General features: G+C 42.8%; 19 protein-coding genes. 11 read left to right on the top strand and 8 right to left on the bottom strand.

The genetic code is table 11. The features are described from left to right. Nucleotides 1-28 precede the first annotated feature (28 nt). From AHMF7616_RS10310 to AHMF7616_RS26175, 6 genes are all read left to right on the top strand, one after another. The gene (locus AHMF7616_RS10310; RefSeq protein ID WP_115372814.1) at nt 29-964 is read left to right on the top strand and encodes a GNAT family N-acetyltransferase; all 936 of its coding nucleotides are present in this window, start codon (nt 29-31) and stop codon (nt 962-964) included. Between the two features lie 24 nt (nt 965-988). Beyond that, on the top strand, nt 989-2,632 hold the full coding sequence (locus tag AHMF7616_RS10305; protein ID WP_115372813.1) for a hypothetical protein: 1,644 nt from the start codon (nt 989-991) through the stop codon (nt 2,630-2,632). A 237-nt stretch (nt 2,633-2,869) separates the two neighbouring features. Then, the gene (locus AHMF7616_RS10300) at nt 2,870-3,847 is read left to right on the top strand and encodes an acyl-ACP desaturase (RefSeq protein ID WP_115372812.1); all 978 of its coding nucleotides are present in this window, start codon (nt 2,870-2,872) and stop codon (nt 3,845-3,847) included. Nucleotides 3,848-4,001: 154 nt separating this feature from the next. Continuing rightward, a complete protein-coding gene (locus AHMF7616_RS10295) occupies nt 4,002-5,099 on the top strand; it encodes a vWA domain-containing protein (RefSeq protein WP_115372811.1) in 1,098 nt (365 codons plus the stop codon). Between the two features lie 262 nt (nt 5,100-5,361). Continuing rightward, nucleotides 5,362-6,888, top strand: a complete 1,527-nt coding sequence (locus AHMF7616_RS10290; RefSeq protein ID WP_115372810.1) for a sigma 54-interacting transcriptional regulator — start codon at nt 5,362-5,364, stop codon at nt 6,886-6,888. A 342-nt stretch (nt 6,889-7,230) separates the two neighbouring features. Then, a complete protein-coding gene (locus AHMF7616_RS26175) occupies nt 7,231-8,001 on the top strand; it encodes a ZIP family metal transporter (RefSeq protein ID WP_147275656.1) in 771 nt (256 codons plus the stop codon). A gap of 122 nt (nt 8,002-8,123) precedes the next feature. Here AHMF7616_RS26175 and AHMF7616_RS10285 read toward each other — a convergent pair whose 3' ends face one another. After that, entirely contained in the window at nt 8,124-8,585 is a 462-nt protein-coding gene (locus AHMF7616_RS10285; RefSeq protein WP_115372809.1) for a peptidylprolyl isomerase, read from the bottom strand. Nucleotides 8,586-8,697: 112 nt separating this feature from the next. On the opposite strand from AHMF7616_RS10285, the gene AHMF7616_RS10280 reads away from it, so the two are divergent. Beyond that, nucleotides 8,698-9,336 (top strand): fasciclin domain-containing protein, encoded by a 639-nt coding sequence (locus tag AHMF7616_RS10280; protein WP_115372808.1) that lies wholly within the window; start codon nt 8,698-8,700, stop codon nt 9,334-9,336. A gap of 30 nt (nt 9,337-9,366) precedes the next feature. Here AHMF7616_RS10280 and AHMF7616_RS10275 read toward each other — a convergent pair whose 3' ends face one another. The 7 genes from AHMF7616_RS10275 to yihA all read right to left on the bottom strand — a co-directional run bounded on the left by AHMF7616_RS10275 (nt 9,367) and on the right by yihA (nt 15,690). Further along, on the bottom strand, nt 9,367-10,068 hold the full coding sequence (locus AHMF7616_RS10275) for an SDR family oxidoreductase (RefSeq protein WP_115372807.1): 702 nt from the start codon (nt 10,066-10,068) through the stop codon (nt 9,367-9,369). 170 nt (nt 10,069-10,238) lie between these two features. Further along, entirely contained in the window at nt 10,239-11,162 is a 924-nt protein-coding gene (rsgA, locus tag AHMF7616_RS10270; protein ID WP_115375545.1) for a ribosome small subunit-dependent GTPase A, read from the bottom strand. Further along, nucleotides 11,159-12,412 (bottom strand): 3-deoxy-D-manno-octulosonic acid transferase, encoded by a 1,254-nt coding sequence (locus tag AHMF7616_RS10265; protein WP_115372806.1) that lies wholly within the window; start codon nt 12,410-12,412, stop codon nt 11,159-11,161. The genes rsgA and AHMF7616_RS10265 overlap by 4 nt, the downstream gene beginning before the upstream one ends. 335 nt (nt 12,413-12,747) lie before the next feature. Beyond that, nucleotides 12,748-14,010 (bottom strand): aspartate kinase, encoded by a 1,263-nt coding sequence (locus AHMF7616_RS10260; RefSeq protein ID WP_115372805.1) that lies wholly within the window; start codon nt 14,008-14,010, stop codon nt 12,748-12,750. 109 nt (nt 14,011-14,119) lie between these two features. Continuing rightward, the gene (locus AHMF7616_RS10255; RefSeq protein WP_115372804.1) at nt 14,120-14,599 is read right to left on the bottom strand and encodes a DUF5606 family protein; all 480 of its coding nucleotides are present in this window, start codon (nt 14,597-14,599) and stop codon (nt 14,120-14,122) included. A gap of 15 nt (nt 14,600-14,614) precedes the next feature. Then, nucleotides 14,615-15,019 carry an energy transducer TonB gene (locus tag AHMF7616_RS10250; RefSeq protein ID WP_115372803.1) on the bottom strand — a complete coding sequence of 135 codons (405 nt, stop codon included), beginning with the start codon at nt 15,017-15,019 and terminating at the stop codon, nt 14,615-14,617. Between the two features lie 65 nt (nt 15,020-15,084). Further along, nucleotides 15,085-15,690: a ribosome biogenesis GTP-binding protein YihA/YsxC gene (yihA, locus tag AHMF7616_RS10245; protein WP_233507762.1), complete on the bottom strand. Its 606-nt coding sequence runs from the start codon at nt 15,688-15,690 to the stop codon at nt 15,085-15,087. 469 nt (nt 15,691-16,159) lie between these two features. Here yihA and AHMF7616_RS10240 point away from each other — a divergent pair, with 469 nt between their 5' ends. The 4 genes from AHMF7616_RS10240 to AHMF7616_RS10225 all read left to right on the top strand — a co-directional run bounded on the left by AHMF7616_RS10240 (nt 16,160) and on the right by AHMF7616_RS10225 (nt 20,235). Further along, entirely contained in the window at nt 16,160-17,752 is a 1,593-nt protein-coding gene (locus AHMF7616_RS10240; protein ID WP_115372801.1) for a PD40 domain-containing protein, read from the top strand. Nucleotides 17,753-17,964: 212 nt separating this feature from the next. Beyond that, nucleotides 17,965-18,687, top strand: coding sequence for a bifunctional demethylmenaquinone methyltransferase/2-methoxy-6-polyprenyl-1,4-benzoquinol methylase UbiE (gene ubiE, locus AHMF7616_RS10235; protein WP_115372800.1), 723 nt, complete (start codon nt 17,965-17,967; stop codon nt 18,685-18,687). Further along, nucleotides 18,636-19,382, top strand: a complete 747-nt coding sequence (porT, locus tag AHMF7616_RS10230; protein WP_115372799.1) for a type IX secretion/gliding motility protein PorT/SprT — start codon at nt 18,636-18,638, stop codon at nt 19,380-19,382. The genes ubiE and porT overlap by 52 nt, the downstream gene beginning before the upstream one ends. 106 nt (nt 19,383-19,488) lie before the next feature. Further along, entirely contained in the window at nt 19,489-20,235 is a 747-nt protein-coding gene (locus AHMF7616_RS10225; protein WP_115372798.1) for an SDR family NAD(P)-dependent oxidoreductase, read from the top strand. Nucleotides 20,236-20,321 lie beyond the last annotated feature (86 nt).

Genomic DNA, 20,321 nt, shown 5'->3' with positions numbered 1-20,321 from the left:
GTTAATTTGGCGCAGAACGGCGACTGAAATGGAAATACAAAGGTATCATAGTGGCTTTAAGGATTTGTGGAATACCTGTAACGCCCAAGCGGTAAATGGCACTTTTTTGTTCGACCGCACTTTTATGGAGTATCACGAGAGCCAGTTTACGGATCATTCTTTATTGTTTTTCCGGCAGCATAAATTAATTGCCTTATTGCCTTTGCACGAAGCAGAGGAAGTAGTGGCTTCCCACAACGGCCTGAGTTTTGGCGGGTTTATTATGACCCCGGCAGTAGATACGAACAGGATGCTCCAGCTTTTCGAAAATTTAAAAATTTACTTAACGCAACATAAATTCCGTAGTTTAATTTACAAGCCACAACCGTACGTGTACTTCATGCAACCCACTCAGGATGATTTATTTGGTTTGTACCAGCAGAATGCCCGTATAACCCAGCGTGTCATTGTTTCGGTGCTGGATATAACCTTGCCGCCTTTGTATTTTAAGCTGCGACAGCGATGTTTGCGGCGGGCCAAAACCCAAAATCTACGGGTAAAACAATCGGAGGACGTTGCCTCTTACATGCAATTAGTGGCAGATTTGTATCGCAAAGCGGGAATTAAACCGCCTACGCACACCACCATCGAAATGCAATATTTACTGCAGACTTTTCCGGAAAACATTAAATTACTGGTCGCTTATTCCGGCCAGGAACTGGTAGGAGGAGTTTTGTTATTTATTCATCCGCAGGTAGTTAATTTGCAGTATATGGCTACATCGGAGTTAGGTAAACAAAAACACGCCCTCGACTTACTGATTGATACCGTTATAACTACTTACCAAAATAAAAAGAAATACCTTAGTTTTGGCTCTTCCCAGGATAGCCGGGAGCCTTATCATACAAATTTTAATTTGTTACGAAATAAAGGCAGTTACGGAGCCAGAGGTGTCGTGCAGGATACCTACCAAATACATTTTTAATTTTCATTTATAACTTGGCGTACCTTGAATCGAAGCAGATTTGCTGGTTTTTATTCTGTTTTTACGCTCACCCTGGCGCTTTTTGTTTTTACTTATGTTTTTACCGGTTGTTTTTACGAAACCAACGACGACGTAATTCTTACTTTTTTAATTTCCGGCGTTTTTAACCAGCAACCTTTACCTAATTTAACCTTATACCTGCACGGGTTTAGCCAGGGTATGGCTTTTTTGTACCAGATTTTACCCAATGTACCCTGGTACGGACTTATTCTGTATAGTTTACTTTTTAGTATAACCGGGTTGGCTTTTTGGTTGATTTATCAGCATTTGCGCCCGCGATATAGCCCCGGCAAAATTTACCTGCTGCTGATTTTCTTGTACCTGGCGAACTGGTACGAACACGTATTTTGGTTTAATTACTCGCGCTTGCCCATTCTGTTTGCCGGCATGGCGGGCCTAGTGGCCCTGGTAGATCGGCAGTTGGGCAAGCCGTTTACTTTTAGGCAAGCTTTAATTCCTGGTTTTTTGTTGCTGGTTGCGTTTTGCATCCGGCCCAGTTTAGCGGTATTTGGTTTTTTGCTGGTAATGCCGCTGTTGCTTTATTCTCCCGGTTTAACATTTTCTTTCAGAAAATCGGCTCGGCAGGTGTTGCCTTTTGTATTCGGATGTATTGTCGTAAGCATGGTGATGCTGGTGCAGGATACCCCCGCTCAAAAGCAATACCGCCGGTACGATGTGTTAAAATCCCAGATCCTGGATTATTACTGGTGCTGTTCCCCGCCAGTTAATCCGGCGGATAAATTATTGTATGCGGGTATTGAACAATGGTTTTTAGCCGATCAAAATAGCACAAAATTCCTGACGCAACACGCGGCGGATAGTCATTTTTTCTGGCAACAGGTTGCACTGGCCAAGCTTATGCAATTTTTAAAATATTTAGTTTTCGACCAGTTTTTAGCGGTAAGTTTTATAGCTGGGTTATTATGGTACAGCCGGTTCTCTTGGCGTAAAAAAGATTTGTATTGGCTAGGCCTTTACCATGTTTACTTTTGGAGTATTTTGGTTGTTACCGGTCTTTTTTTTAAAATTCCTCCTCGCATATTCACGCCCGCTATTAGCTTATTGCTTTTAGTACACCTGCTAGCACTGCCTGTTGCTATTAACCAGGTTAAGCGGCCCGTTTACGCGCGGGTGCTGGGTTTGTGTTTACTGCTGGCACAACTCTACAAGATCAACCACCGGGTGGGCTGGCAACAACAAAGGCAACATCAATCCGAAGTTGTTTGGCGGCAAGTCCAGAATAATTATCCGGGTTATTTTATCATTGCGGCTGGATTAGAAAATGAACTGCGGGCGCTCCGTCCGTTTAAAACCTATGCTTTACCCCAACAGAAGCTTTTAGCTATTACGAGTTGGCAAACGCTGGACCCGCAATACGCGCAATTCTGGTATAACCGTACTAAACAAACGAACCTGGGCGAGGCGCTGCTACAATTAAGTCGGCAAGAAAAAGTAATCTGGATCAGTAATCCCGATTTTATGTTTTTTTTACAGCGATTTTTTAAATTTTTTTACGGAAGAGACCTGCAATTTAGCCAGGTGAAACTAATTTCGAGCCCAACATCTCCGGAAAAATTAGGTTATTATAAAGTTAAGATTAAGAATTAAAGTAACGGAATTGTCTAAATAGGACTCTTTCGTGCGGGTAAATGGGGTTAGTACTAATAAATACAAATAAAGCATAAAACCTTTTACACTTTATCCGTACAATATAAAACCCCAACTATGCTTTATGAGTTATTGAAGTAGCTAAAAAAGAGCTATTTACCTGTAGTTACCGGAAGAAAATAACTTGATTTTGTTTTAATTCAGATTTTTAAATTTTCATCGTAAAAATAAATAAAAATGATTGCGTCTCTTGCTTCTAAAGTTGAAGTTTTAAAATACTTGGAAACCTTTGTTTCGGAGAATATTAATAACTTTTTAAAAACCGTCGAAAATTCGTGGCAACCTTCTGATTTTTTACCCGATGCCAACATGGATTCCTTTTTTGAAGAAGTGAAAAACCTGCAGGAACGAGCTAAAGAATTATCTTACGACTTGTTAGCGGTATTAATCGGGGATACCATTACCGAAGAAGCTTTGCCTACTTACGAAAGCTGGCTTTTTGCCATCAGCGACATGAACACCGACGAAGATAGTCCCTGGACCAAATGGAACCGCGGCTGGACCGCCGAAGAAAACCGCCACGGCGACTTACTGAACCGGTATTTGTACCTCAGTGGCCGGGTAAACATGCGCGAAATGGAGGCCTCCACGCAATATTTAATCGCCGATGGCTTTGATTTGCAGACCGGTCACGATCCGTACCGCTCGTTTGTGTATACCAGCTACCAGGAAACTGCTACTAACATCTCGCACCGCCGCGTGGCGCAACTAGCCAAAAAAGACGGCGATTTATTGCTGGCCAAAATTTGCGGTAATATTGCTTCGGACGAAGCGCGCCATGCCAAGGTTTATAAATCGTTTGTTAGCCAGGTTTTTGAAGTAGATCCCAACAACATGATGTTGGCTTTTGAAGACATGATGCGAAAGAAAATTGTAATGCCCGCGCATTACATGCGGGAACTCGGGGTAGAGATGGGCAAAACCTTCGGCCATTTTACCGATGCCGCCCAGCGGATTGGCGTATATACCGCCCGCGATTACACGGATATTCTCGAAACTTTGCTGACCGATTGGAAAGTGGCCAGTGTTACGGGCCTGAACGAAGCCGGCGAAAAAGCCCGGGATTACGTAATGGCCTTGCCGGAACGTTTAAAACGGGTGGCCGACCGCATGAAAGTACCGCAGTTAGAATATAAATTCCGGTGGATCAAGTAAAAATACTTGCCCGGTACCGAAAATAGATTCCCAAGCGCTCCGTTTATAATAACCGGAGCGCTTTTTTTGAGTGTTTCTGAATAATCCCGTATTATTTTGCGAACATCCGATTGGTGTTTGTTGTTATAAATTATACACCCTAAGTATACAAATTATGGCAGTTGGCTTTCGTTTTACCGATTATATTCCTCCTCAATCCGAAAATCCTAATTTTGATTCCTTACTCAAAATATTCTTACAGCTTCTTACTATTTCGTCCGGCGATGCCAGTGAAGCACTTTCGTGGCTAAGTTCCCTGGATAAACAGTATAAAATGACATCCGACGAATACGGCATTGGTGATTTTATTCAGGATTTAAAAGAAAAAGGCTACCTGACCGAAGATGGGGGCAGTGGTGAGATTAAAATTACACCGAAAACAGAACAAAACATTCGTAAAAGTGCCCTGGAGGAAATCTTTGGGAAGCTTAAAAAATCCAGTAAAGGCAACCACAACACCCCGCACACCGGCATCGGCGACGAAACGTCCACCGATCGGCGGGAATTCCGCTTTGGCGATTCGGTGGAGCAAATTGCCATGACGGATTCTATCCGGAATGCCCAGGTAAACCACGGCTTAGGCGAATTTTACTTAACCGAAAAAGACCTGGAAGTAACCGAAAACGAACATAAAACCCAAAGTTCAACGGTTTTAATGATCGATATTTCGCACTCTATGATTTTGTACGGCGAAGACCGGATAACGCCCGCTAAAAAAGTAGCTATGGCCTTAGCCGAACTGGTTACGCAGAAATACCCGAAAGATACCCTGGATATAATCGTTTTTGGCAACGATGCCTGGCAGATAAACGTGAAAGATTTGCCGTATTTAAACGTGGGCCCGTACCACACCAATACCGTAGCGGGCTTAGAACTGGCCATGGATATTTTACGGAAGCGGAAAACGCCGAATAAGCAAATTTTTATGATTACCGATGGTAAACCCACCTGCCTGAAAGAAGGCACCAAGTACTACAAAAATTCTTTTGGCCTGGACCGGAAAGTAGTGAATAAAACCTTAAACCTGGCGGCCCAGTGCCGGCGGATTAAAATACCCGTAACAACCTTTATGATTGCCTCTGATCCTTATTTAAAGCAATTCGTAGAGGAATTTACGGCGGTAAACCAAGGCAAAGCTTACTTCAGCAGTCTGCAAGGTTTAGGTCACTTAATCTTCGAAGACTACAAACAAAATCGCCGCAAAAATTTGTAATTAACTTGTTGATTTGCTGAATGGTTGAAGTGTTAGACAGTTGGATGGTTAATTTTTTAAAATTTTGGATTGATTTAAAGTTTTATTTTCCTGTTTTCAGAGGCATTTACGCAGTATATCTCCATTAGAATAATTTAAACAATCCAGCAACACCACAACCATTCCACACTTCAACCATTCAGCAATGCAACACTTCAGCAATCCAAAATTTAAAAAAACTTGCAACCTCTAACTTGCAACCTGCAACCTGTAACTAACAAAAATGAACTATAAGAACCTTACGCCGCCCGATTTGCATAAAATAGCAACTTTGGGTCAATTAAAAGCAGCTGGCTACGAACCCCGGTCGGTAAAACAAGAACTACGCGACAACTTAATTCAAAAATTAAAACGCAACGAAAATGTTTTTCCGGGAATTTACGGCTACGAAGAAACCGTTATCCCGGAATTACAGCAGGCCATTCTGGCCATGCACCACATAAACTTACTGGGTTTGCGTGGCCAGGCCAAAACCCGGATTGCCCGTTTGCTGGTAGAACTGCTGGACGAATACATACCCGTGGTAAAAGGCTCGGAACTCAACGACGATCCCTTGCAACCTTTATCGGTATACGCGAAAGATTTAGTGGCCGCGCACGGTTTAGATACGCCTGTAACTTGGTTGCACCGCTCGGAGCGGTACACCGAAAAATTAGCTACTCCGGATGTATCCGTAGCCGATTTGATTGGGGACGCTGACCCGATTAAAGCCGCTACTTTAAAACTCCCGTACTCCGATGAGCGGGTGATTCACTTTGGCTTAATTCCGCGTTCGCACCGGGGAATTTTTGTAATTAACGAATTACCCGATTTACAAGCCCGCATTCAGGTATCGTTATTCAACATCCTGCAGGAAGGCGATATTCAAATCCGGGGATTTAAAGTGCGCTTACCGCTGGATATTCAATTTGTGTTTACCGCCAACCCCGAAGACTATACCAACCGGGGCTCTATTGTAACGCCTTTAAAAGACCGGATTGACTCGCAAATCATTACCCACTATCCGAAAACTTTGGAAATAGGCAAGCAGATTACCTTGCAGGAAGCCAAGATTAAACCGGAACAAAAGCAATTAGTGAAAGTAAACCAATTGGTTAACGACCTGATTGAACAAGTAGCCATTGAAGCCCGCGATAGCGAGTACGTGGATGCCAAAAGTGGGGTATCGGCGCGGTTAACCATTGCGGCTTACGAAAACGTAATGAGTGCGGCGGAACGCCGGGTATTAATTAACGGCGAAAGCAAAACGTACGTGCGGGTATCTGATTTTCTGGCTGCCGTGCCGGCTATTACCGGGAAAGTGGAGTTGGTTTACGAAGGCGAGCAGGAGGGAGCCGCTATGGTGGCGCAAAACTTAATGGGCAAAGCCATTCGCAGCCAATTTTTAAATTATTTCCCCGATCCGGATAAGCAAAAAAAGCAGAAAGATAAAAACCCGTACAAACCTGTAACAGATTGGTTTGGCGAAGGCCATACGGTAGATGTTCTCGCTACTATGACCACTGCGGAATATAAGAAAGCGCTCAACAGTGTGCCTGGTTTGTCTAATTTAATTCAAAAGTTTCATCCGGAAAAAGACGAAACCGAAAAGTTATTTTTAATGGAATTTTGTTTGCACGGCTTGGCGGAACACAGCCTAATCAGCCGGAATAAATTAACCGCTGGTACCCAGTTTAAAGATTTGCTCAGCAGTATGTTTACCATGCCCAGCTTCGGCTCCGACGATGATGATGAAGATAATTATAAATAATCTAGCTTAGTCGTTATTAAATGAAAAGCCGCTTTGTAAATGAAGCGGCTTTTTTTATTGTTGGCAGTTGAAACCAAATCTACTTCGGATTAGATTATATGCCGCAATCTTTGTCCGGAGGAATGGTCCGGCACTATCAGCAGTATTCTTTTCTCGTTACAAAAACTAGTATTTGGCTTATACCCAATACAAATCTTAAAAGCAGCCTGCTTCTTAGAGGAAATTTAAAAAATACTAGTATTGTTATCGCTTATAAGTAAAAGCGATTCCTTTCAAGCATCAACTAAATCCCTGCCGGCCCGTACCTTACTCCTGGTACTGGCGGTATTTCTATAATAATACATGATACATATAGCACTATGGCTGAAAGCCGGTTTATGGGGTTTACTGGCCGGGTCGGCTTTGTTATTAGGGGCGGCTATTGGGTATTTCGCACCTATCCGCCAGCGGCTAGTGGCTGGTATTATGGCTTTTGGCAGTGGGGTATTAATTTCAGCGCTCTCCTTTGATTTAATGGACGAAGCGTATCAGCAAGGTGGTTTTGCGGCTACCGGATTTGGCTTTTTAGTAGGAGCTGCCATTTATACTTTTGCAAATAAGTTACTGAATAAAAGAGGTGCGAAGCACCGCAAACGTTCCGGAGGTCAGCAACCCAAAGAGCAGGAAAACGCGGGAAGCGGCACTGCGCTGGCCATCGGGGCCTTAATTGATGGTATTCCGGAATCTATCGTAATTGGCATTAGTATGATAAAAGGGGGAAACGTAAGTTTGGTGGCTGTTATAGCCATATTTCTATCTAATTTACCAGAAGGATTATCCAGCTCAGCGGGTATGAAAAAGGCGGGCCGTTCGGTAACATACGTGTTAGGGGTGTGGAGCGCTATTGCTTTGGCATCCGGTATTTCTGCGGTAGGTGGTTATACCATTTTCGGAAATTTCTCGGATGAAGTAATTGCGGCCATAACGGCCTTAGCAGCAGGTGCCATTCTGGCGATGCTTGCTGATACCATGATACCGGAAGCATTTGAGGAAGCACATGATTATACGGGGCTAATTACCGTCATTGGTTTTTTAACAGCGTTTCTGTTAAGCCGGTTAACGGAAGTTGGTTAGTCAAATTAAATAATTAAAAAATGGATTGTTTTAAATAGAGTGCAAATAGGAGAATAAATAAAATTTAAAAAACAAAAGGCCAAGTAAACTTGGCCTTTTGTTTTTTAAGAAAATAGCGGTGGCTACTCCGTTTCCTGAACTTCAATTTTCTCGATGCGGTCGCCGGCTTTAATCTGATCAATTACATCTAAACCTTCCACTACTTTGCCAAAACAAGTATGGTTCCGGTCTAAGTGGGCTGTGTTATTGCGGCTATGGCAGATAAAAAACTGCGAGCCTCCCGTATTCCGGCCGGCGTGCGCCATCGATAAAACACCCCGGTCGTGGTATTGATTGCCGCCGTTTAACTCGCAATCGATTTTATAGCCAGGTCCGCCGCTTCCCGGCATTCCTTTGGCTCCTTCGCGCGAATTCGGGCAACCTCCCTGAATAACGAAATCCGGGATAACGCGGTGAAAAGTTAAGCCATCATAATAGCCTTTTTGTGCTAAGTCAATAAAATTTTTTACGGTTTTAGGAGCGTCGTTTTCATAGAATTCCACTTTCATGACTCCTTTCGCCGTTTTTATTTCCGCCGTTTTCATGGTATTTACGTTTAGTTAAGAACCGCGAAATTAGGCATAATTATCAAGGTCAGAAACAAAGAGCGTGATTAATGTTTCGGGTATAAAAATTTTATAATGGTAACTACCTTTTATGAGAAACAATGCTGTAAAAACAAGCCAAGGTAGTCTGGCCTCTATTATTTGGCTGCTGGTGTTAATGTACAGTGCAACCAACTGCCAATCTAAAAAACAAGTGGAAGAAGCCCGGGAAATAAGCGGTATTAACACCGAAACATCCGATATCATTATTTCGGATAGTGCGGCTAAACAAACGCAAGGCGTAAAATTAGGCCAGTCCTGGATTATACCGGACCACGTTATTCTGGAAAATATAAGCGAACCAACCAGCATCCAGCGTTTTAATAAGTTACTCAAAAGCTCCGAATTAATAAAAACGTTAAAAGGCAGAGGGCCTTTCACCTTGTTCATCCCCACCGATTCCGCCTTTGAGCAACTAGATTCCGGAAGCAAGCAACAACTTTTTACACGAAATAACAAAGAAGATCAACTGCAAATAATAAAGCACCATCTGGTTTCCGGTAAAATTGTAACTTCTGACTTAAAAGACCAAGTGGTATTAAAAGCCGCCGACGGCAACGAATTACAAATAAAAAATAACGGACAAGTTATTCAAGTAGACAATGCTACTATAATAGTAAAAGACGGCGTTTCCACGAATGGGGTGATTCATGTGATTGACCGCGTGTTACTACCCGACGCCGGGGATTAAAAATTAAAAAAATTCTAAAACCCTAAGTTATTAGAATGGATTAGTAGCCCAAACCGTTAATTCTGGAATAAACCCCCGGTCATCTAGTTCTAAAGCTCCTTTGATGGCCATCGCAATTTCCTGCCCGCGTAATTTCTTATCTTCTTCCGATCGTTCCTGGCGATCTGGTTGATTAAAAGCCGTAGTAACCTCGCTGGGATTTATGAGCATGACGCGGACGTTGAATTTTCGTAATTCTGCTTGCCAGCACTGCGTCATGCCGCGTAAAGCAAACTTAGACGAAGCATACACCGATCCGCCCGCAAAACCCTTTGTACCGGCTGTAGAGGCGATGTTAATGATATTACCGTGGTTCTGGGCCATAAACAATTGCGCGGCTTCGCTGGCCATAAAGGCCGCTCCAAATACATTGGTTTCGTATACTCTTTGGAAATTTTCCAGAGAAACCTGATCAATAGTTTTAAACTCTCCAATCCCCGCGTTGTTAATCAAACAATCTAAGTGCCCAAACTGCTGCAAAAACTCCTGATACGTACGTTTTACATCCTCCGGATTAGCTACGTCGGCTGTTATGCCAAAAGCCCCAATTTCGGCGGCCGCTTTTTGAACCGTCTCCGGATTACGACCGGTTATAGCTACTTGGGCGCCGCATGCTGCCAATAGTTTAGCAGTAGCGTAACCAATGCCCAAAGTTCCGCCGGTAATTAAGATAGTAGCTCCTTTTAGATTCATCGTTCGTGTGAAAAATTTAAAAAAACAGAATTGTTTAAAAGCAATCAGGTTATTTGCTCAACCAGATTAAAAAGAATATGTTTAAAAATATTTAATTCGGAAGAGCAAGATGAGCTTATTTACCTTTTACAGTCATGTTAATCAAAGGTGAAGTAAGATTTTTTTAAATTTTAACGTCGATTATCGGTTTCGGCCATAATGCCGCGGTAACTCTCGTAGCGGGTAAGCGATATTTTGCCGGCTTTTAAATCTTGCAATACGGCACAACCTGGCTCGTTTACGTGCAGGCAGTTGTAATATTTACATTGATTCAAGCGCTCCCGGATTTCTGGAAAGTAATAACCTAGTTCTTCTTTTGCTATGTCCACTAATCCTAATTCTTTAATGCCCGGCGTATCAATAATAAACGTATCGGGCGCTAGCTCAAACATTTCGGCGTAGGTAGTGGTGTGTTTTCCTTTATCCGAATAATCCGAAATTTCGGTGGTTTTTAGTGCTAAACCAGGTGCCAGCTGATTAATTAGCGTAGATTTCCCAACCCCGGAATGGCCCGAAAAAAGAATTTTGTAACCCGTTAATAATTCTCGAATTTCCGGGATACCTTGCCCCGAAACGGTAGAACAAATAATGCCGGGGTAATTTATGTGCGCGTACATTTTTAAAATTTGCTGTTGATACTGCGCAGTTTCGGCATCGTACAAATCCGATTTGTTGTAAATAATCGTTACCGGAATGTCGTAAGCTTCGGCGGTTATTAAAAAACGGTCGATAAAACCGAACGAAGTACGCGGCGACACCAAGGTAACTACCAATAAGGCCCGGTCGATGTTGGCCGCTAAAACATGCGAATGCGCGGTTTTATGCGTTGATTTACGAATGATGTAGTTTTCACGGTCGGCAATCTGGTGAATGGTGCCGGTATCTTCCCCGGCTGCTTCTAAATCAAATTCTACTATATCGCCCACCGCTACCGGGTTACTCACTTTTAAATCTTTTAACTTAATTTTACCGCGTAGCCGGCACCGGTACAAGGAGCCATCGCTGGTACGAACCAAGTACCACGAACCCGTGGATTTCATTACTAAACCTTTCATGCTGTTTTCGGTAGCCATTGTTCGCAAGCCGCCATAATTTTAGAAGTAGCGCCAGCCTGTTGAATTACATACTGACTGGCCGTTTTGGTAATACGTTGCTGTTCGATCTCGTCAGAAAAAATACGTTCGAATTGTTGATGTAATTCACCAGTATTTTTTACCGGAAAGGCGCAGCCTAATTTTACTAAATCCACGGCTTCCCGGAATTTAGTGTAAACCGGACCAAAAAACAAAGGTAAGCCAAATACCGCGGCTTCCAGGGTGTTATGCAAGCCTTTGCCAAAAGCACCGCCAATGTACGCATACGAGCCGTACTGGTATAAAGAGGCTAGTAAACCAATGTTATCAATCATTAAAATCCGGTAGTCTTGCACATTTTCCAAACTGGCTTGGGAGTAGCGGGTAGCTTTACCGGAAAATTGTACAAGCATTTCTTTCATCTCCGATTGGTTAATTTCGTGCGGAGCAATAATAAACTTGAGCTTATGTAGGTTTTCCTGAATAAAAGGCAATAAAATACGCAGATCGGCGAGCCAGCTACTGCCAATTACCATAATGGGTTCTTTATTTTTAAATTTTTCTACTATAGGTATATCTTTAGCTGCCTTTGCGTTTTGTAAAACCCGGTCGAAGCGGGTGTCGCCGGCTACGCTTACCTGCTTAATACCGTGTGTCAAGAGCAAATTAGCCGATTCTGGGTCCTGGGTAAACAAGTGCGTAAATAATTTTAAAATATTCCGGTAAAAAGCGCCGTAGGGCTGAAAGAACAATTGATTTTCGCGGAAAATAGCCGCAATGGAAATTACCGGGATCTGCTGTTGGTGTAACTCGGCTAAGTAATAATACCAGAATTCGTACTTTACAAAAATTGCCAGTTTTGGCTTTAACAGTGCTATAAATTGCTGCGCGTTGGCCGGAGTATCCAGGGGCAAGTAAAAGATATAATCCGCACCCGAGTAGTTTTTTCTTATTTCGTAGCCCGATGGAGAGAAAAAAGTTAAGGCAATCTTATACCCCGGATAATCTTGCTTGATCTGTTCCATGACCGGGCGGCCCTGCTCAAATTCGCCGAGCGAAGCACAATGAAACCAAACTACCGGCGCTTGATTACCGGATACTTTTTGGGCCATACCGGTAAAGAAATCCTTTCGGCCATGTACCCAAAGTTTCGCTTTCGGGTGGAAAGGTGCGCTTGTCCAGAGCAAAAGATTATAAAACTGAATTCCCAGCTTGTATAGTAAAAGTGTCATTCAGCTTACAATTTTTAAATTTTTTGCCAGTTTTCTTGGTAATAATACCGGTTCTCTCAGAAATAAAAAGCAAAGGTAGAGGTATAATCAAAATAAACTACCTGTATCAGCCATCAGCCGAATTCAAATTCTTTTAGGAATAATCACGTATTATCCGCCGCAAAAAGGTAGTTAAAGTCGTTTGTGAAGACACAGACGACGGCACCGGTTAACCCTAAACATTTACCTGAATTCATCATAAATTAAAATAAATAAAGTTGTTTACCAGGAATGTTAAATTTAACGATCAGTGATTAACCAACAACGAACAACGAACAACTAAAAACCAACAACTGCTACTCTTTACTCACAAACTGAAAAGTAGTACGGGAGCGCTGCTCCAGCAAGATAGTTTGGTTTTGCGTTAAACGCGCTACGCTGGGCTCGTCGTAGTTCTTAATGGTAAACAAAGTTAAACGGGTATTGTAGTGAATATTAAACTGATCCTGCAAGGACTGCCGGAACATCTCCAGCCGGTTTGCTTCGTAATCGGTGCATATAGAAAAAGAGATTGCCGAATTTTGCATCAGGTTTATCTTAAACCGGTACTGGGCCAGGGCGGCAAATATAGTACTCAGGTTGCTTTCGTTGATAAAAGCATAATCTTTTTCCTGAAAAGAAATTAAGCATTGGTGGGGCTTCACAATAAAGGCCGGCGTAATGTTCTCGTGTTGGCAATCGTGAATAATAGTACCCGAAGCCTCTGGATTTAAAAAAGATTTAACGTAAAGCGGAATGTGGCTATTCGCAAGCGGTTTAATGGTTTTGGGATGGATCACGCTAGCCCCGTAATATGCCATTTCTACGGTTTCCTGGTACGAAATTTCCGGGTATAATATAGGATCCGGGAACAATTTCGGGTCGGCATTTAATAAACCCGCTACATCTTTCCAGATCGTAACCGACTCGGCGGGGAGGCAATGGGCGAATATAGCCGCCGAGTAATCCGAACCTTCCCGGCCTAAGGTAGTCGTTAAACCTTCATCGGTACCACCTAAAAACCCCTGGGTAATTACGTGCGTGGTCTCCAAGAGCGGCTTTACTACGGCTTTTATTTTAGTCTCGGTTTCTGGCCAGTCTAAACGGGCTTCCCGCCAAATACGATCTGTCCGGATTACTTGCCGGCAATCCAGCCAGGTACTGGGTAGGTTTACTGCTTGCAGGTAATTTTTTAAAATAATGGAAGCCAGCAGTTCCCCGTAACTTACCACCTGATCATATTGCAAATCGTACAAGGCCGCCGGGTTTATAGTTTGGAGGTATTCCGTTAATAGCTGAAATAATTCTTCTACCTGTTCGTATACTGGATGTTGCTCCGCAAATAATTCTTTGATTATCTGGTTATGATATTCTTGTACTTGGCTTAAGGCGGGTTGGTAATCTTGCTGGTAAAAAGCTTTGTCAAATACTTGTTCTAAAGCGTTAGTGGTTTTACCCATGGCCGATACCACTACCAATATAAAATTAGCCGGCACCGATTGTACTTGCATTATAGCACCCACGTTTCGCACAGCCGCCGCGTCTTTTACCGAGGCACCCCCAAATTTAAATACTTTCATACAAGTTACATTTGTCCGGACAAAGGAAGTAGAATGATTAAATTTTAAAATTTAAGTTAACAAGGCTAACTTTTATCAAAAAAAATCCTCATGGAAGAGGACTTTTACTTTAAGATTCTTTGCTTTCGGAGTCAGCGGTTGTTGGTTCAATGAGGGCCGGTTCTTCCGCCGCCGGTTCCGGGTTTGTTTCTGCTTCGGTAAACGGCACGTACTTGCTTACAATGGCGTACCAACTCACCAGTTTTTTAATATCTGACACGTACACCCGCGAACGGTCATAGTCCGGAATAATTTCCTGAATAAAGCTAAACAATTCGTTATTACTGGATTTGCTATTAACGGGAATTGCTACCCCATACTTCTGGCGAATGCGCTCGAATACATCGGCTAACGGCACGGTAACTTCGGCATCTTCGGTATAAATAGATATTTCGTGCAACAACGAAATGCGATGTTTCGATTGGGCTACCTGCCGGCTGGCTTTATCATCCAGCGTTTCAATAATAACGCCACTACGGGTAGGACTGACAATCCGGTACAAACCGCTCATACCGGAAATGGAGGCAATATCTTTTAAATTAACGGGCATACATTCAATTTTAAATTAAAGCTTAAAGTTAATGGGAATGCTGTAATTGGAAGCAAACCCCGGGGCATTAAATTTTAATAATTTTACCACGCGCAACGCTTCGTCGCCGCAGCCACCCCCAATATTTTTTAAAACTTTCGCGTTGGCTACGGTACCGTCTTCGTTCATGGTGAACGCAATAATTACCTGGCCCATAATGCGGTTACGTTTGGCTAATGCCGGGTATTTTAGTTCTTGCCCAATAAACTCGTACAGGGCCGTTTGGCCGCCTTCGTAAAATTCGGCAAATGGCAATACTTTGTCGGTGCCTACTTTAGATTTAGGCGCTTCCGGGGCTGGAGCCGTAGTTTGAGCAAAAGCTGCATTAGCGGTGGCAAAGAAAGCCAGACTTAAAATGAAAACTGATAATTTTAAACGCATCTTATTTATTATTTGAAAAGTTGAATGAAGAACGTCCGGGAAGTCAAAATTAGTGCCAAAGCAGGTTAAATTTTATGCAGTTGATCGTTGGTTTCCGCGATAAACTCCAAGAGTTCCTCGCGCCCTTTTTTCTCCGCCGCCGAGGTAATAAACAGGCGGGGCAGCTCTTCCCAGGTTTGCAGCAGGGTCTTTTTAAAAGTAGCAATATTGGCTTGCGTTTTCTGCCCGGATTGTTTATCGGTTTTGGTAAAAACCAATACAAAAGGAACGCCCATTGTCCCGAGTACCTGAATAAATTCCAAATCCGTTTTTTGCGGTTCCAGCCGGGAATCAATTAATAAAAACACGCAGGCCAGATTGCTGCGGTTACGCAGGTAAGCTTTTACCATCTTCGACCATTTTTCGCGGGAGGTTTGGCTCACCCGGGCCCAGCCGTAGCCGGGTAGATCTACTAAATACCAGGTGTCGTTAATGATAAAATGATTAATTAACTGCGTTTTGCCGGGCAAGGACGAGGTTTTAGCTAACTTACTCCGCTCGGTAAGCATGTTAATTAAGGAAGATTTACCAACGTTAGACCGGCCGATAAAAGCGTACTCCGGTAAAGTGGTTTCCGGGCATTTAGCTACCTCTGTATTACTGCTTACAAATTTAGCTTCTTTTATAATCATGCTATTCTGGTTTATCGGCTGGTTCATTCTGGTCCCCGTTCTTACGAAATTTAAAAAAGTAGGGCCGCAAATATAACGAAAGTTCGGGCAAAGCCGGTGATGCTATTAGTAAAGGCTATGCGGGAGCAGGTACTGCTTGCGAAATACACTTTAGATCATAGCGATTAGCCTAATAGATAGATAATGGCCGGAATGTAGGATAAATTTTGTATTGTTGCCTATAAGAATTTTCTTGCTTGTATAACAAATTGCAATGAAAATTCATTCCTATTGTTGTTGAAACAGATTTTTTCTACTTTTAAACTTAATATAAGCTACAATCTACCTATTAAACAATGTTTGATTTAAATATAATATATTCAAGAATATAAACGTTGCTGTAAAATTTTAGAAAGCAGGAATATTCTTGATTTTTAAAAATTATTTCACTAAGTAAATAAACAACTACCAATATCTTTATTGCATCAGCATGACGCTCACCTTTACCAGAACTCTGTCTCTCTTACTCATAGCAACAATCTGGTTACTGAGTGATCCGGTACAGGGGCAAACCCGGCGAAATTTTTTAAAAAAAGCCGACCAGTTCTTTCAAGTAGAAAATTACCGCGCTGCTATTCCGTACTACGAACAAATTTTGAACGAAGATAATGAGAATGCATGGGTCTTGTTTCGGGCGGGAGTAAGTTATTTAGCTTACGATAAAGACCGGGCCAGCGATTATTTGTACAAAGCGCAACGTTTAAAACCCCATATTGCTCCGGATATAGAGTACTGGCTAGGCCGGGTAGATCATGTGAATTACCGCTTCGACGATGCCGTGGAACATTACGGGTTATACGCCCATACACTGCCAAAAAAGGCAGCGGCCCGCCAGGAAATGACTGTACTAATAGAACAAAGCCGTAACGCCCAGAAAATGGTGCAGCACCCCCAAGATTTGTTTGTTCGCAATTTGGGGCCTACCATTAACTCTGCTTATTCCGAACATAGCCCCGTAATTTCCCGGGATGATAAAGTTATGCTCTATACTACTCGCGGTCACTCCGCGGCCCCAGGCAAAGTAAACGCCGACGGAGAGTACTTTGAAGAAATTGTGGAGGCTGTACATCTGGACAGTGATAATTGGTCGGAACCGCATTCGTTGAGTTTGCACCTGAACAGCAAAGGGCACGATGCTTCAATTCAATTATTTGCTAACGACACAAAGTTACTGCTGTACCGGCAAACACAAAACGGCGATTTTTATGTGTCTGCTAAAAAAAATACCGATTGGAGTTTACCTGTAAAAATGAATGGTGTTATTAATACGAAAGATTACGAAAGCGATGCATTTATTACCCCGGATGAAAATACCATCTATTTTGCTACCACCCATTTATCAAAAAAAGGTGATAAGGATTTGTACGTTGCTCATAAAACAACTCAGGGAGAATGGGGTAAACCGCAAAGCTTAGGTAAAAACCTGAATACCGCTTTCGATGAAGACAGTCCATTTTTAGCTCCGGATGGAAAGACCTTGTATTTTACTTCCCGGGGCCATAATACCATGGGTGGTTACGATGTATTCGTTTCGCATTTAGATACTATAACCCAAACTTGGTCAAACCCAGAGAATATGGGCTATCCTATTAATTCTCCCGATGATGATACCTATTTTCGCCTGAACGCCGATGGCACTACCGCCTATCTTTCTTCGTACCGCATGGGTGGTTACGGCGAGAAAGACATCTGGTCCATTGATTTAAGCAAGGAAGTAATCATTCAGGGGCAGGTAATGTATCAGGAAAATGAAAAAGCCCCGGTTGAGCTGGTGGTAAATTTTAGTAGCCAACCTAAAAACAATAAGGCGCTGCACTATTGGGCTACCGCCTCCAAGGAAGGTCAGTTTAAATTGCAGGTACAATCGGGTCGAACGTATCAGGTAACTATTTCGCAAAACGGAAAAATTAGGGATACCCAGGAGTATGAAGTGCCCGCCACTGTAGCTGAAAATGTAGTATTGAGCCCTGCGTTTTCTTTAGCGAAAGACAAAAATTCCGGAGATACTTCCGTTAAAAAGTAAGTTAATTTCTTTTACCGGGTGGTTAGCATTGTTGTCCGGCAATTTTTTTAAATTTTCAAGCATCCGCGACCTAAAATAAAAAAGAAGCGATTGTAATTTAATGCGCTTACCTGCGTTTAAAAGGCTAGACTTTGGTTTAGCCTATTTTTTTATAAAAGCTACGTATTACTGGTAATCCATTGTACTTTTGCCACCGGATGTAAATGCATGATATGGCCGTAGTTCCTTATAAAGATACCCCAGATGACAAAAAATCGCAGGTAGCCCACATGTTTAACAGCATAGCGGGTAAGTATGATTTTCTCAATCATTTTTTAAGTGCCGGAGTAGATATTTACTGGCGTAAAAAAGCTATAGATCTGGTGGCCCGAAATAAACCCCAACTAATCCTGGATATTGCCACCGGCACCGGCGATTTTGCCATTGAAGCCATGCGCCTAAAACCGCGCAAAGTAGTTGGAGTGGATATTTCGGAGGGCATGCTGGCCGTAGGCCGCGAGAAGTTACAGAAAAAACAGCTTAGCCATGTCATCGAACTCAAAACCGGTGATTCGGAAAATCTGGAATTTGAAGCCAACCAGTTTGATGCGGTAATGGCGGCATTTGGGGTCCGTAATTTTGAAAACCTGGAAAAAGGTTTAGCCGAAATGTACCGGGTGCTCAAACCAGGCGGGCAAGTCGTTATTCTGGAGTTTTCAAAACCGAAAGCCTTTCCCTTTAAACAAGGTTATAACTTTTACTTTAAACACATATTACCGGTATTCGGCAAGCTTATTTCCAAAGATCGGGCGGCTTACACGTATTTGCCCGAATCGGTGCAAGCTTTTCCGGACGGCCCGGATTTTACCACCATTTTAACCCAAGTCGGATTTAAATTTACAGCATGGCATCCTCTTACCTTTGGCATCAGCTCTATTTACGTAGGCACCAAATAACTATTATTTTTTTAATTTTATATTTGGCTTTTAACTCTCAAACCGTACAGGCGCAGTATAAAATTAAAAAAATAAACTTATCGAACCACGACGATAAATCCATGCATTATGGTTTTCATCTGAGCTTGAATGTAGCCAAGTTTAAGCTCGAGCATTCGCAGTACTACCAAGATACCGTATATACCTCCGATGGCAGTACGATATTTTCGAAAGGCACACCGGGCTTTAACATTGGTTTTGTTTTAAATAAAAAAATAACCGATTACGTAGATTTGCGTTTTTTACCCGGCGTTGGTTTTTACTCGCGCACTTTAACTTACAAGGATTTTGAAGGAGTAGAAAGTACCCAGGAATTTGGCCTTACTTCGGCGGAATTTCCGTTGCTGGTAAAATTAAAATCGGAGCGGCGCAAAAACGTGCGCATGTACGTGGTAGGCGGGGCCAAAGCCACCGTGAACGTTGGTAACAAGAAGAAGGGCGATGCCGTAACGGCTTTAGAAATAAACGCGAACGATTTTGCCCTGGAGTACGGCGTAGGCGTCGATTTATTTTACCCGTTTTTTAAATTTGCGCCCGAAATTCGGTTTTCCAATGGGTTAACGAACCTGCGCTCCCCGGGCCGTAGTTTAGGAGCTAAAAGCCTGGACCGGGTTACTACCAATACCGTTACCTTGTACTTGTTTTTTGAAAATTAGGAATTCTTAAATGAAGAGCTTGTTATCGGGCTGCTGTATTTAAATCAAGCCAAATCTAAATATTAACGACTATAAACTATTCTCCGTAGACTACGGACTAAATACGATGAATAAAATTGCCTTTATAACAGGAGCTACTTCGGGAATTGGTTGGGCTACGGCAGTGGCCTTGGCGCAAGTAGGTTACCGAATTATTGCTACCGGCCGCCGGGCGGACCGCCTTGAAGCCCTGCAGCAGGAAATTACGCAGCCGATCTTGCCCTTGCAGTTCGATGTACGGGATAAACAAGCGGTTAAAAGCGCCATCGCCAGTTTGCCTCCCGAGTGGCAGCAAATTGATGTATTACTGAACAATGCGGGTAACGCCCACGGCATGGGACCAATTCAGGACGGGGATGAATTGGATTGGGAAATGATGCTGGATATAAATGTGAAAGGCTTATTGTACGTTTCTAAAGAAATTATTCCTTTGATGATCAGCCGTCAGTCGGGCCATATAATTAATATAGGCTCGGTAGCGGGTAAAGAAGTGTACGCGAACGGCAATGTATATTGCGCTTCGAAGTTTGCGGTAGATGCCCTGACCCAAGGCATGCGCCTCGATTTAAATAAAGAAGGGATTAAAGTATCAGAAGTAAACCCGGGTTTGGTGCAAACCGAGTTTTCGGAAGTACGGTTTAAAGGCGATAAAGAGCGCGCCGAAACGGTGTATAAAGGATATCAGCCTTTAGTGGCCCAAGATATTGCTGATCTGATTGTTTTTATGGTAACCCGGCCGGCCCACGTGAATCTGGCCGAAATCCTGATCTTACCAACTGCTCAAGCCAGTGCCACTACGGTAAAAAAAACTTAATTTTTTAAATTTTTAGCCTGGATTAGCTGCTATATGTTCTAATGTAGTAACTACAGCGTTTTATCAGCCCAAAACGATAACCTATT

The sequence above is a fragment of the Adhaeribacter pallidiroseus genome (genome assembly GCF_003340495.1).
GTDB lineage: Bacteria > Bacteroidota > Bacteroidia > Cytophagales > Hymenobacteraceae > Adhaeribacter > Adhaeribacter pallidiroseus.
The sequence above is the reverse complement of the archived record's forward strand: the minus strand, read 5'-3'. Positions and strand labels throughout refer to the sequence as shown.